We start from the raw sequence: 13791 nt of genomic DNA on the forward strand, positions 1-13791 counted from the left end.
GACTAATCCCCCATTTCCTCACTCAACTGCTCCCACTCCTCCATGAGTAACAGCTGCTGCTCATCTAGGCTCTCCAGCTCTTTTTGGAGGTCGGTCAGTTGGCCGATGTCGTTGGTGGTCAGCATGGCTTGGTTAATCTCTGCTTGGCGGGTTTCTAGGGTTTCTAGCTGGTTTTCAATCTCGTCGATTCGGCGGGCTAGTTTGCGGCGTTCTTTTTGGTCTGCCTTTTGGGACTGGTAATCGCTAGCGCCAGCCGATGGCGTATCAGTTGGGCTAGCTGCTGTCAGCTGGTCAGCTTGATGTCTAGCTTCCTGCTCTGCCTTTTTCTCCAGATAATAATCATAATCGCCCAGATAGAGGGTCGAGCCATCTGCTGAAATTTCAAGAACTTTGGTGGCGACACGGTTGATAAAGTAGCGGTCGTGGCTGACAAAGAGCAGGGTGCCATCAAAGTCAATCAGGGCGTTCTCCAGCACTTCCTTGCTGTCGATGTCCAAGTGGTTGGTCGGCTCATCGAGAACGAGGAAATTGTTGTTTTCCATGGATAGCTTGGCAAGGAGTAAGCGCGCTTTTTCACCGCCAGACAGCATAGCAACAGACTTTTTGACATCATCACCAGAGAAGAGAAAGGCCCCCAGACGGTTGCGGATGTCCACTTCTGGCGTACTCGGAAAGGCACTCCAGAGCTCCTCCAGCACGGTATTGGTACGGGTCAGGGCGGACTGGGTCTGGTCGTAGTAGCCGGTCTCAACATTGGCACCGTAAACTGCCTCACCCGCAATGAGGGGGAGTTGCCCGACCATCGACTTGATAAGGGTGGTCTTGCCGATACCGTTTGGTCCGACGATGGCGATCGCATCGTATTTTCGGACGTCTAGGGAAATGGGCTGCGCCAGCACCTGATGGTCATAGCCGATAGCGATGGCATCAGCCGTCAAGACGATGTTGCCAGAAGACTTGGCTGACTCGAAGGTCATATTGGCAGATTTTTGCCCAACTTGGGGCTTGTCCAAGCGTTCCATCTTTTCCAGTTGCTTGCGTCTGGACTGGGCTCGCTTGGTGGTCGAGGCACGGACGATGTTGCGGTTGATAAAGTCTTCCAGTTTGGCAATTTCCTTGGCCTGTTTCTCGTAGTTTTTGGCCTCGGTCTCTAGTTTTTGAGCCTTGAGTGCCATAAACTGGGAATAATTACCCACGTAGCGATCGAGGCTTTTGGGGGTCAAATCCAACGTGATAGTGGCAACCTTGTCCAAGAAATAGCGGTCGTGACTGACAATGATAAGTGCACCTTGATAGTTCTTGAGGTAATTTTCCAGCCAAGCGATGGTCTCGATGTCTAAGTGGTTGGTCGGCTCATCCAAGACCAGCAAATCTGGCTTTTCAAGGAGCATCTTCGCTAGCGCCAAGCGGGTATTCTGTCCGCCTGATAGTTCAGCGATGGGCATGTCCCACATGGACTGGTCAAACTTAAAGCCATTGAGAATGCTTTTGATGTCCGCTTCGTAGGTAAAGCCACCACGACTGCGGAAGTCCTCCGACAGCTGGTCATAGTCTGCCATCAAGCGGTCAAAGGCAGCGCCTGTCAGCTCTGCCATTTGCCCCTCCATAACTCGCAAACGGCTCTCAATCTGCCGCAGGTCGTCAAACACCGCCACCATCTCGGCATAGATGGTCTTGTCCGACGAAAAGCGACTATCTTGTGCCAGATAAGACAGGGAAAGATCGCGTTTGGTGCTGATGGTGCCTGAGGTCGGCGTTTCCTCGCCAACCAGCATCTTGAGAAGGGTCGACTTGCCCGCTCCATTACGCCCGACCAGGGCAATGCGGTCACGCTCATCAACCTGCAAGGAAATATTTTCAAAAAGAGGACTGCCTGCAAAAGCACGTTCGAGTTTGGTAGCTTGTAAAATAATCATAGGTTTATTGTAGCATAAAAGAGCAGGTTTTTCATTGGTCGATTGTTACTTCTGTTGGCACGTCATCATAACCAACAAGTTTCTGCTCATATAGCATCCTGGCTTTCGCTTTCCTCGATATCAAAAAAGAGGACCTCATCGTTTGTCCTCTTATATTAATCGCTTTTAGGCTAGGGCAAAATGCCCTGTCTCTCTAATCTTATTAAATATCTATACAAAGCCTAGTAATTTCATAGTTTTTTCAAGCTTTGGGTTATTCTGCTAGTTCTGTGTCATCCTTCTATCAGTGGGAATAGATGATCAGCCGATTACTCTGTCATGTCAGGCAAGTCGGTCATCAAGACTTTGAGTTTGAGAACGCGACCGTTTTTAACCTTGTCGTTGATAAGGGTAAGCTGCTTATCCTTGCTGGTTACTTGATAAGCTTCCTTTTCCTCCTGAGTTGGGATACTACCGATACCCGCTAGATAAAAGCCTGCCATGGTATCAACATCATCACTCTCCAGCTCGGTCTCAAAGTGGTCGTTGAACTCGTTGATGGTCATTGTCCCTTCAACGATATAAGTATTTTCTGCAATCTCACGCACAGACTCCGCAGCTCGGTCAGTTTCATCATCAATCTCGCCGACAATCTCCTCAAGCAAGTCCTCAAGGGTAACAAGACCTGCCACTCCGCCGTACTCATCCAGCAAAATCGCCATCTGGCGTTGGCTGCTCCGCAATTCTCCAATCAAATCATCGACAAAGACCGTATCAGGGACAAAAAGAACATCCTGCATAATTCGACGAATATTGACCTGATCAAAACCCTCGTGAAAGGCAGCGTGTAGCAATTTTTTGATGTGGATCAGACCGATAACCTTGTCCTTGTCACCATCATAGACCGGGATACGGGAAAAATTTTCCTTGAGGATAGCACTGATAATAGCAGAGCTATCATCGTTAATATCCACCATGAAAGCATCCGTCCTAGGCACCATGACCTCTCTGGCCATCATCTCATCGAGCGAGAATACCCCTTGAAGCATCTCGATTTCTTCCGCATCAAGTGAGGTCTCATTCTTGGTCAGAATGTACTCAATCTCGTCTCTAGTCATCTGATCATCCGCATCATCAAAAGCCATAGGTGTCAGGCGACTGAGTAGGTTGGTTGATGCAGAAAGCAACCAAACAAAGGGGCTAGCCAACTTTTCCAACAACAAAATCACTGGTACTGAGTAGATGGCTAGATTTTCCTTGAGATTCATGGCAATCCGCTTGGGATAGAGTTCCCCTAAAACGATGGAGATATAGGTCAAAAATGCTAGAGACAAGAGACTACCCGCCGTTTTTGCAGTAGCCGTATTGCCAAACCATGTCGCAATCTCAGCCCCCAGCGTGTCAGCCAGCTTAGCCCCTGACAGGAGGGTGATGAGGGTGATGCCCACCTGGATGGTCGAGAGAAAATTGTTAGGGTTCTCAAGCACGTTAACCAAGCGGATGTACTTCTTGTCGCCTTCTTCTGCTTTTTGCTCGACACGAGAACGATTGAGCGATACTAAGGCCATTTCCGTCGCAGAGAAAAAAGCATTAAAGAGGGTCAAGATAAGTAGTAAGATGAATTGTAACACGATGGTCTGACTGCCAGGGTCTTCCATGATGGTCTCCTTTTTTTACATTAGTCTATCCATTATAGCATATTTTTGGAAAAAACAAGCAGCTTTTAACTTTATTTTCTAGGCTTAAAGGGGAGGATAGCATCAAGAACCTGCTGGGAAATTTCATCATCAGTCAACCAGCGGTTTTCTTTTTCGTGATAACCGAGGCAAATAATTTGTAAATCAGAGCGCTTCAACAACGCATCAGGGAGATTGCTGCTGCTCTTGCCTTGGACAAGATACCAGCCATTTCTAAAGGTTGGGAAATGTTCCAAGAAACGCTCAAGATGAGGATAATAGGGGCTGTGCAACCAGACTAAGAGACACGAAATGGTCACCCCTTTTTCTTGTAGAAAATTGCTTAGATTTTCAAAAGAGGCAGCCTTTGAAAAATCAAAAGGGAAAAAGACTGCGTGAGGGTAGACCTCAAATAAGTCATCATAACGGCTCTTGTCTCGGCTGCACAACAAAACAGCTGGTCGTAACATCCCAGAACCTCCGATAACAACGACGACCTCTTTAGTTAACATGGTTGAGCACTTCCAAAAACTGGTTTAATTCCCTTACCAACTGTTCTGGTTGGTCTTTGTTGACCTCGTGACCTGCTTCAGCTATCACCGCCATCTCTGCTTTTGGCATCAAGTTCTTCAGTTGCTTGGCTGTTCTAAGGTTAATCTTATCGCACTCCCCACAGAGCAAGAGGACAGGCAAGGTCCTTGTTTGTAGAAAACCTGTCATATCCAGCTGAGCCAAGTCTCGATAAAAAGCCAGCAAATTTTCCTTGTCCAATCCTTGTTTTGCCAAGAGAGATGGAGCCAAGAGTTTGAGCAAGGCAACCTGCACCTTATAAGCCCAGTTTTTGGTAAATTGGTACTGACCCGCAATGCTGACAACTGCTCGGAGCTGCGGCGCTGGGTCTTACAATAAGGACAGTGCTAACATGCCGCCCAAAGACAGCCCAATCACAACAACGTCTTCCTCGCTCTCACGCACCGCCTGCCTGACTTGCTCTTGCAAGCTGGAAAAATCAGGTAATTTTCCATGACGAAATAAGTTTAGGCTGACACAGTGATAACCCTTTAACCCTGTAATCACCTGCTCCCAAGCTTGGCTATCTTGCCCCACGCCGTGTAGAAAAATCAGTTTCATCACTCAATCCCCTCTCTTAATCCTTACTTGAGAGATAAATCACTTCTGTCTGGTTGACAAAGCCCAGTTGCTCATAAAGTTTTTTAGCACCCTCATTGTCCTTATCCACAGCGATTTGTAGTTCGGTATCACCTGCACGGTAACGGTCGTTGATGATGGTCTTGACCAGCTGACTACCAACGCCCTGACCGCGATAGGCAAGATCAACAGCAAGACCGTAAAGGTAAGTCAGGCTAGAGCTGATGTCCACCGTACAAGTGCCAATCACTTGATCAGCTAGGCGGGCAACATAAAGAAGACTGTCCTTATCTGCCAGGGCTTCTGACACATAGGTCAGACTGAGCTCTAGCGGCGTCTCAAACACGCGCGCTTTCAGCTCAGCAATGTCCTGCATCTCCTCTGGTCTAGCCAGCGAAAGAGACACATCAAGGGGCAGCTCTGCCATGTCCACAGGCAAGCACGCCCGTCCCAAAAAGTACTCACTATCGTCATCAATGACCAGTCCCCAAGCGGACAGGAGACCTGGATTTGCCTCAATAAAGGCACGCTCCGCAATAAAGGAAACCTCTGTCACGCCATAGGAAGCTGTTTCCGTTAAAAACTTCTGATAGAGTTGCCGAGCAATACCTTTCCTGCGGTGCTCTGGCGCAACAAAGAGAGATAAATCCACTTCAGGCGTATCGGCATAAACCGTCAACAAGCCAATTAAGTCATCCCCCTCGTAAGCCAAGAAAAAGGCCGGCATATCAGGGTTAAAATTAAGCTGATTGGATAAGTAGGGCTCTTTATAGGTCTTATCATGAGCCATGCAGTGGGTTAAAAAAGCTTTTACCCGTTTGCCTTGTTCAATAGATAAGCAATTCGTACTGATAATATCCATAGAAGTACCTCCATGAGGTCTATTATACCAAAAAAACCAGCCAAGAGGCTGGTCATCATCTCTGATTAAGCTGGAGCAACAACAGGTAGTGTTTCTCCGATTTCCGCTAATCTTGCTGCCCATTCTTCATGGGTCAATCCATGCTCTTCCACGTAGCGGTTGCGGGCATGAGCACGGCATTCTGCTGAACAGCCACGAACATATTTGTGTTCGTTCTCTTCAGACGTCAACATGTGACGGTTACAGAATGGGTTGGCACAATTAACATAACGTTCACATGGTGTGCCGTCAAACCAGTCCTTTCCAATGATTTTTGGATCAACATGGTTAATGTCTACGGCAATGCGCTCGTCAAAGACATACATCTTGCCATCCCACAGCTCGCCCTGAACCTCAGGATCCTTACCGTAAGTGGCGATACCACCGTGGAGCTGACCAACATCCTTGTAGCCCTCACGCACCATCCAGCCTGAGAATTTCTCACAGCGGACACCACCGGTACAGTAGACCACGACACGCTTGTCCATGAATTTTTCCTTGTTGTCCCGCACCCACTGTGGCAATTCGCGGAAGTTGCGGATATCTGGGCGAATGGCGCCACGGAAGTGACCGAGGTCGTACTCGTAGTCATTACGGGTATCCAAGACAACGGTATTTTCATCCAAAAGAGCTTCTTTGAACTCTTTCGGTGTCAGGTAGGCCCCTGTGGTTTCCAATGGGTTGATATCCGCATCGAAATCATTGTCCTCCAGCCCCAAGTGAACAATTTCCTTGCGGTAGCGAACAAACATCTTCTTAAAGGCTTGCTCCTCTTCGAGGTCAATCTTAAACCAGAGGTCAGCAAAGCGCTCATCGCTGTGCACCCAGTCCATGTATTTCTGAGTGGTTTCAAAATCTCCAGAAACGGTACCGTTGATGCCCTCTTCAGAAATCAAAATCCGCCCCTTGAGACCGATTGATTTACAAAAGTCCAAATGAGTCTGCACGTATTCTTTGGCATTCTCGATATGGACGTACTTATAGTAGAGTAATACTCTAATGTCCTTTGACATATGCTTCTCCTTATCTTTGCATGAGATAATTATGAATGCTTGTGCAATCACCTTGATTATAACAAAACCACGACTATTCTTCAAGAATACTGCTCAACTAGTGCTTGATGGTACTCTCTTTTTTTAGTACAATAAAGGCAATCTAATAAGAAAATGAGGTTAAATGAGATGATTATTGGTGTACCAAAAGAAATCAAAAGCAATGAAAATCGTGTCGGTTTAACACCTGCTGGTGTCTTAGCTCTAAAACAGGCTGGTCACACTATCTGGGTTGAAACTGAAGCTGGAGCTGGTTCAGGGTTTTCTGACAATGATTATGCCCAGCAAGGGGCTATCATCAAAGAACACGCTGCAGAGGTGTGGGCAGCCCAGCTGGTTATCAAGGTCAAAGAGCCCTTAGAAAATGAATATCAATTCTTCCGCTCTGATTTATTGCTGTTTACCTACCTTCACCTCGCTCCTGCTCCTGGCTTAACTAAGGCTTTGCTAGATAGCGGCGTGACCGCCATCGCTTATGAGACCGTTGTCAAGGATGGTACTCTGCCCCTGCTTAACCCCATGAGTGAGGTCGCTGGACGATTAGCAGTGCAGATGGGGGCTTATTTCCAAACCAAACTCCAAGGTGGTGCAGGTATTCTCTTGGGAGGTGTTCCGGGAGTTAAAAAAGGAAAGGTTGTGATCATCGGTGGTGGTGTCGTTGGGACCAATGCTGCGCAGATGGCGCTAGGCTTGGGCGCTGATGTGACGATCTTAGATGTCTCTGCTAAGCGACTAGCAGAATTGGATGTTTTGTTTGACAAACGTATCCAAACCTTAATGTCTAATCCTCTTAACATCGCTGATAGTGTCAAGGAAGCCGACTTACTTATCGGAGCTGTGCTGATTCCAGGTGCACGGGCGCCTAAACTGGTAACTCGAGAGATGATTAGTTCGATGAAGGCAGGTTCTGTCGTTATTGACGTGGCTGTTGACCAAGGTGGCATTATTGAAACCGCGGATACCATTACCACCCATGACAAACCAACTTACGAGGTTGACGGGGTGATTCATTATGCTGTTGCTAACATGCCTGGTGCTGTGCCACGCACATCGACACTCGCCCTCACAAATGTGACCCTGCCTTATGCAATGGAGTTATCCAATAAAGGTTTTGAACAAGCCGTTCGTGACAACTACAGTCTTCTCACAGGTTTAAACATCTATAAAGGGCAAGTCACCAACCAAGCTGTTGCGACGTCCCTAGGTCTCCCTTATGTGCCTTTTGAATAATAAAAAAGTAAACACGATTTCTCTTTGGAATCGTGTTTTTCTAATGATATTGCGGGATGAAATGTGCCTTCATCCCATCAGATAAGAAACAGCGGTAATCACTAGTTAACATCAGCCCTTCTATGCTGTCTGTCTGCTTGATAAGATGGAGCGCTTGCGGTATGGGAAGACCAAAGAACTGACTACTGTAGGTTTCAGCTCTTAGGGCGGAATCGCTCAAGATAGTCAGACTGACCATCTCGGTCTCCATGGGATAGCCGGTCTGCCTATCCAAAATATGGTGATAAGCTCTGCCATTAGCCTCAAAAAAGCGTTCATAAATTCCTGAGGTGACGAGGGCTTGGTTACCTATCGTAACTCGCCCCATAGCTTGACCACGAGGCGCAAAAGGCAGTTGCACCCCAACCTGCCATTTGCCGGTCGCTGAAAACGGCTGACCGTGGGTGATGACATTACCCCCAAGGTCGATTAAGACGCTGGTAGCGCCAGCTGACAGCAGATGTTCCAGCAGACGGTCAGCAATGTAGCCCTTGGCAAGTGCACCCAAATCTAAAGCCATGCCAGAGCGAGCTAAAAAAATGCTCTGCTGACGAGAGTTCAGCAAAATATCTTTTGGCTGGCAGAGGTCAAGTAGCTGGTCAATGGCAGCTTGACTGGGCTTGGTTGCTCCTACAAATCCAATCTGCCAAGCCTGAACCAAGGGGCGAAGGGCGATGTTGAGCTGGCTATGAAGTGCTAAACTGTGCTTTTTACCGTAGCTGACGAGTTCAAACAATTCTGCTGAAGCAGTGAAGGGAGATTTTCCTGCTGACTGATTGAGTTGATTGAGTTCAGAAGCTGGCAAATGGGCGGAAAAAATCATCTCATAGGACTTGAGCAGTTCTCCTGTTTGATCAAGTAGGCTTCCCGCTTCAGGAGCCTCAATAGCAATGTGGCAGATGGTCCCCAGCTGCCTGAAACGGCGCTCTTCTCTCACTAGCGACGTTTCATCTGACCATGAGGGTAATAACTCCCTTCTGGCATATCGTTGATAAAGATGTGAATGGCTTCTTTGGGGACTTTGGCGATGCGAGACACAACTTCACAGACTTCTTGAGCCAGCTGATCTTTTTGCTCTTGACTACGTCCCTCAAAGAGGTCAATGGTGATAAATGGCATATTCTACTCCTCCTTATATCAGTTCTATTGTATCATACTGGCGTGAAAATGGTATAATGAGATTACATCAGTCATTAGTTAACCCAAAAAGGAGAATAGCCATGAATCAGATCAAATGCCCCCACTGTGGGACGAGTTTTACAGTCAACGAAACTGAGTATAGTCAGTTACTAGCTCAGGTGCGGGGAGTAGAGTTTGACAAGGAACTTCATGACCGCCTCACTCGCGAGACCCAACTGCTCAAGGAGCAGTCCAAAAATGCGCTCCAGTCCCAACTGGCGGAAAAAGACCGAGAACTAACAGCGCTGGCTCACCAGCTTGACACGCTCAAGGCAGAGCAAGAACTAGCCCTCAGATCTGCCATGTCCAAAAAAGACCAAGAACTGGCCCAGGTGCGCAGTCAACTGGAGCAGCGTGCCCATGAAGAGATGCTGGCAGCCAAACAGTCACTCGCCGACAAGGAGCAAGAATTAGCGCGTGTGACGGCGCAGTTGGCAGCCAGTCAAGAGGCTCAGCAGGCGCAATTAGCTCAAGTGCAGGCCGAACAGGACAAGCAGGCGGTGCTCAAAGACAGGGCACAGCAGGAAGCCATTGCTCGCTTAGAAAAGGAGCGTGATGAGGCGCGGACAGCCTTGCTCTTGCAGGAACAACGGCAAGAGTTGGCGCTGGCGACCACCCGTCAAGAGTATGACCTCCAGCTCAAGGCAGCCAACGAGCAGGTCGAGTTTTACAAGAATTTTAAGGCACAACAGTCCACTAAGGCCATCGGAGAGAGCTTAGAGCTCTACGCTGAGACAGAATTCAACAAGGTGCGTGCCTATGCCTTTCCCAAGGCCTCCTTTGGTAAGGATAATCTAATCTCCGAGTCAGGTTCGAAGGGCGACTACATCTTTCGAGAAACAGACGACAATGGGCTTGAAATCCTCTCCATCATGTTTGAGATGAAAAACGAGGCCGACACAACCGCTAGAAAACATAAGAACGAAGACTTTCTCAAAGAATTGGACAAGGACCGACGAGAGAAAAACTGCGAATACGCCGTTCTGGTCTCCATGCTGGAGGCAGACAGCGATTACTACAACACGGGTATTGTTGATGTCAGCCATCACTACCCTAAGATGTACGTCATTCGCCCACAGTTCTTCATCCAGTTGATTGGTCTTTTGAGAAATGCTGCGCTAAACAGCTTGAGTTACAAGCAAGAGTTGGAATTGGTCAGAAGTCAGAACATCGACATCACTACCTTTGAAGCCGATTTGGAAACCTTCAAAACGGCCTTTGCCAAAAATTATACCTCAGCCAGCACCAATTTCAAGAAAGCCATCGATGAAATCGACAAGGCCATCAAGCGCATGGAAGAGGTCAAACGCTTCTTGACCACCAGCGACAACCAGCTGCGCCTGGCTAACAACAAACTTGAAGATGTCTCCGTCAAAAAACTAACTCGGAAAAACCCGACCATGAAGGCTAAGTTTGAAGCGCTCAAGAAAGAGTAACGACAATGATGACAAATCTCCCATATCAGACTACTGTTGACCAACATACTTTATATTTTTTAAAGCTAGCTTACTTTAAAGATTTATCTGATTCACTCAAATCAGCCAGTAGACTAGCCTACTTAGATTTTAATCGTACACTCAACTTAAAAGAAGTCCCAAATGAAGTAAGATTGCAGCTGAGACGGGAGGTGTTGGGAATTTTTCGCGAAGAATTACCTCAGCTAACACCTTCAATCATCAGTCACCAAGACCAGTATGACTGCTGGCATTACCGCATTTGTTGCCGAATCAAACAGCTATACGCCTCCTTTAACATTCGATTTACATTTGGTCAAGCTCAGAAATGGGTCAATATGACCCTAAAATACCTCTATATGTTGGAACCAGAGATACTTGAAGACATTTTCCCATTGCTTCATGTGCCGATAGATAACTATATCTTGAAACTAGCAGACGACTATCTTCAGATAAGCCTCCCTACGGATTTGGCTTGGAGCAAATGGGATGATTATAATGAGCTGTATCTCCCTTACCAAAATGCTATTCGTAAAAAAGTTGGTGACTTACCACCATTAAGATGGGAATTCGAGTATTGGTCAAAAGCTATCGAACAAGCTAGAACCGCAAACAACAACAGAACAATATAGAAAGGCTCTCTCATGACCAACACCATTGACCTCAACCAGCCTGTCGCCGAGTTGCTAGCCAGTCACCCTGAGCTTAGGGATATTTTGGTTGACTTAGGCTTTAAGCCCCTTGCCAATCCTGCCATGCTTAACACACTCGGTAAAATCACCAGCCTCAAGCAAGGCTCTCGCCTGACTGGGATTTCCCTAGAGACCATCGCACGCACCCTGACCAGCCATGGTTACGAGGTGATTGGAGGAGACAAATGAGCGACCAACGGATAAAAATTTTGAGAGACATTTTGCTGGAACTCCATCAGGGGGCTAGCCCTGAGAGTGTCCAGGAACGCTTTAACCAGCACTTTACAGGTGTGTCTGCCTTGGAGATTTCCCTCATGGAACATGAACTCATGACCTCAGATGCAGGCATCACTTTTGAGGACATCATGAGCCTTTGTAACGTCCACGCCAACCTCTTTAAGGGCGCTATCACCGCCGTAGAGGTCGCAGATGCTGATCAGGAGGGACATCCTGTCTATGTCTTCAAGCAGGAAAATTTAGCCCTGCGCGCAGCACTCTTACGCGTTAGGCGGATTTTGACCTCTTATGCAGAGACAGAGGACACGGACTTGCAGACTGATTTGCTCAAGGGGCTCCGTCACCAGCTGAACCTGCTAGGGCAGTTTGAGCGTCATTACGACCGCAAAGAGAACCTTTTCTTCCCCATAATGGAACGCTACGGTCACGATGCCCCTCCTCAGGTCATGTGGGGTGTAGACGACCAAATTAGGGAACTGTTTGCTCAGGTCATGACGACCAGCCAGTCCTTACCTGATGGTGATGTAACAACTGTCCTCACTACTTTTGAGGCGTTCGCCAAGGAGTTCGAGGAGATGATTTTCAAGGAAGAGGCTATCCTGATCATGATTTTGCTGGAAACCTTCACCCAGGACGACTGGCTGACCATCGCAGTGGAGAGCGAGACCTATGGCTACGCCATCATCAAACCGACCGCCAAATGGGTTCCATATCGGGAGGTCTTTGGGGAAATGGCTAGCGCAGACCAACCACAACCAGCTGTTCAGCTGACACAAGCTGAGGGGCAGGAGACCGTCATCGATACCCCACAGGGACAGTTCACCATCACCTTTACCCCAAAATCAAACACGACCAGCTCTGCTATTGACCGCAACCAGCAACAACCTTTCGGCAAGGGCTACCTGTCGGTCGAAGAAGCCAATCTCATCCTCAACCACCTGCCACTGGAATTAACCTTTGTCAATAAAGACGATATCTTTCAATATTTCAACGATAGTGGGCCAGCTGATGACATGGTCTTTAAGCGCACCAAGAGCCAGATAGGTCGTCATGTTGACCTCTGCCACCCACCAAAAATCCTAGAGCGGGTGCGAGCCATTTTTGACCTGCTCAGAAGTGGGCGCAAGGACCAAGTCGACATGTGGTTTAAGTCCGACAAGACGGGCAAGTTCATCTATGTAGTCTACAAGGCCGTCCGTGATGATAACGGTGCATTTCAAGGTGTGCTCGAATACGTTCAGGACATCCAACCCTTCTTTGAGTTGGAAAGTGAGATGAAACGAGATTTGGATTGAGTTATAGCTAAAAACTATAACCAATTCTAAAAAATAAGTATTTGTCAGCAACATCAAAATAGGTTACAATCAAGGTACCATAGGACTGGCGGTGCTAACAGGACGCCGCCTATCCTGCTAGAAAAGGAGACCTTATGACAAGTTTACGAGACGCCTATACCGCTTTGACATCAGCCAAGTTGGTCAACCTGACCCACAAGATAAATGAAACCAGCCCTCACTTCCCTGCCTTGCCTGCTCTGGAGAAAAAGGATATTTTCACCCTCAAGGATGGTTTCTATGTTCAGCAGTTTACAGTTGTTGGTCAGTATGGTACCCACATTGACCCGCCGATTCACTTTGTTGAAGGCGGCAAGTACCTCGACGAGATTCCTTTAGAGGACCTCTTCTTGCCACTCTATGTCATTGACAAGTCCGCTGCAGTCGCTGAGAATCCAGACTACCAACTCAGCAAGGCTGACATTCTCGCTTTTGAAGCAGAGCACGGTGTGATTGAGCCAGGTGCCTTTGTAGCCTTTCGCTCAGATTGGCATAAACGCTGGCCAGACACCGCAGCCTTTCGCAACCTAGATGAGAACGATGTCCAACATACCCCAGGTTGGGGACACGATGCCCTTGAATACCTGATTCACGACCGTCAGGTCAAGGCCGTCGGGCACGAGACACTGGATACCGATAGCGGTGCTTCTGTTCCTGAAAATGGCGGTGCCTTGGTTGAGGAATACTACTTGCTTGAACAAGGGATTTATCAGGTCGAGGTGCTGGCTAACCTTGATCAGGTTCCAGCAACGGGCAGTTTTATCGCCATCGCCTACCCTAATTGGGAAGGCGCCACAGGCTCACCTGTCCGCGCAGTTGCCTACGTCCCACAAGACTAATCTGTTGCTATCCGATGATGTTGTCATCGGATTTTTTAGGCGCAAAAAAGCAGAGCAGCCCCTGTGATGCATAACCATCACGATGTCTGTCTCTGCTCTGTTATGAGGTCGGTT

The 13791-nt window shown here is 47.8% G+C and carries 15 protein-coding genes; 6 read left to right on the plus strand and 9 right to left on the minus strand.

Annotated elements, in window-relative coordinates:
* Positions 1-2 precede the first annotated feature (2 nt).
* The 7 genes from ACERC5_RS01660 to ACERC5_RS01690 all read right to left on the minus strand — a co-directional run bounded on the left by ACERC5_RS01660 (position 3) and on the right by ACERC5_RS01690 (position 6634).
* Positions 3-1916, minus strand: a complete 1914-nt coding sequence (locus ACERC5_RS01660) for an ABC-F family ATP-binding cassette domain-containing protein (protein ID WP_373660005.1) — start codon at positions 1914-1916, stop codon at positions 3-5.
* 308 nt (positions 1917-2224) lie between these two features.
* Entirely contained in the window at positions 2225-3553 is a 1329-nt protein-coding gene (locus tag ACERC5_RS01665) for a hemolysin family protein (RefSeq protein WP_373660007.1), read from the minus strand.
* 71 nt (positions 3554-3624) lie between these two features.
* Positions 3625-4083: a hypothetical protein gene (locus ACERC5_RS01670; protein ID WP_373660009.1), complete on the minus strand. Its 459-nt coding sequence runs from the start codon at positions 4081-4083 to the stop codon at positions 3625-3627.
* A complete protein-coding gene (locus tag ACERC5_RS01675) occupies positions 4073-4384 on the minus strand; it encodes an alpha/beta fold hydrolase (RefSeq protein WP_373660010.1) in 312 nt (103 codons plus the stop codon). The genes ACERC5_RS01670 and ACERC5_RS01675 overlap by 11 nt, the downstream gene beginning before the upstream one ends.
* An 87-nt stretch (positions 4385-4471) precedes the next feature.
* Complete coding sequence (locus ACERC5_RS01680; RefSeq protein WP_373660012.1) at positions 4472-4702, minus strand: alpha/beta fold hydrolase; 231 nt, start codon at positions 4700-4702, stop codon at positions 4472-4474.
* A gap of 16 nt (positions 4703-4718) precedes the next feature.
* Positions 4719-5582, minus strand: a complete 864-nt coding sequence (locus ACERC5_RS01685) for a GNAT family N-acetyltransferase (protein WP_373660014.1) — start codon at positions 5580-5582, stop codon at positions 4719-4721.
* 65 nt (positions 5583-5647) lie between these two features.
* Positions 5648-6634: a rhodanese-related sulfurtransferase gene (locus ACERC5_RS01690; protein WP_018368680.1), complete on the minus strand. Its 987-nt coding sequence runs from the start codon at positions 6632-6634 to the stop codon at positions 5648-5650.
* Between the two features lie 168 nt (positions 6635-6802).
* Here ACERC5_RS01690 and ald point away from each other — a divergent pair, with 168 nt between their 5' ends.
* Positions 6803-7903, plus strand: coding sequence for an alanine dehydrogenase (ald, locus tag ACERC5_RS01695; protein ID WP_373660016.1), 1101 nt, complete (start codon positions 6803-6805; stop codon positions 7901-7903).
* Between the two features lie 40 nt (positions 7904-7943).
* Here the strand turns inward: ald and ACERC5_RS01700 are convergent, their stop codons facing one another.
* A complete protein-coding gene (locus tag ACERC5_RS01700) occupies positions 7944-8879 on the minus strand; it encodes an FAD:protein FMN transferase (RefSeq protein ID WP_373660017.1) in 936 nt (311 codons plus the stop codon).
* Positions 8879-9061: a 4-oxalocrotonate tautomerase gene (locus ACERC5_RS01705; protein ID WP_373657897.1), complete on the minus strand. Its 183-nt coding sequence runs from the start codon at positions 9059-9061 to the stop codon at positions 8879-8881. The genes ACERC5_RS01700 and ACERC5_RS01705 overlap by 1 nt, the downstream gene beginning before the upstream one ends.
* Positions 9062-9162: 101 nt before the next feature.
* Here ACERC5_RS01705 and ACERC5_RS01710 point away from each other — a divergent pair, with 101 nt between their 5' ends.
* The 5 genes from ACERC5_RS01710 (at position 9163) to ACERC5_RS01730 (ending at position 13677) form a co-directional block, all read left to right on the plus strand.
* Entirely contained in the window at positions 9163-10557 is a 1395-nt protein-coding gene (locus tag ACERC5_RS01710) for a DUF2130 domain-containing protein (RefSeq protein WP_373660018.1), read from the plus strand.
* Positions 10558-10565: 8 nt separating this feature from the next.
* Positions 10566-11207 (plus strand): hypothetical protein, encoded by a 642-nt coding sequence (locus ACERC5_RS01715; RefSeq protein WP_373660020.1) that lies wholly within the window; start codon positions 10566-10568, stop codon positions 11205-11207.
* A 12-nt stretch (positions 11208-11219) separates the two neighbouring features.
* Positions 11220-11456 carry a DUF1858 domain-containing protein gene (locus tag ACERC5_RS01720; protein WP_018368686.1) on the plus strand — a complete coding sequence of 79 codons (237 nt, stop codon included), beginning with the start codon at positions 11220-11222 and terminating at the stop codon, positions 11454-11456.
* Positions 11453-12799 carry a DUF438 domain-containing protein gene (locus ACERC5_RS01725; RefSeq protein WP_373660021.1) on the plus strand — a complete coding sequence of 449 codons (1347 nt, stop codon included), beginning with the start codon at positions 11453-11455 and terminating at the stop codon, positions 12797-12799. The genes ACERC5_RS01720 and ACERC5_RS01725 overlap by 4 nt, the downstream gene beginning before the upstream one ends.
* A gap of 134 nt (positions 12800-12933) precedes the next feature.
* Entirely contained in the window at positions 12934-13677 is a 744-nt protein-coding gene (locus ACERC5_RS01730) for a cyclase family protein (protein ID WP_373657903.1), read from the plus strand.
* Positions 13678-13791: the final 114 nt, after the last annotated feature.

Origin of the sequence: Streptococcus sp. E24BD (assembly GCF_041807825.1) — a bacterium.
Taxonomy (GTDB): domain Bacteria; phylum Bacillota; class Bacilli; order Lactobacillales; family Streptococcaceae; genus Streptococcus; species Streptococcus entericus.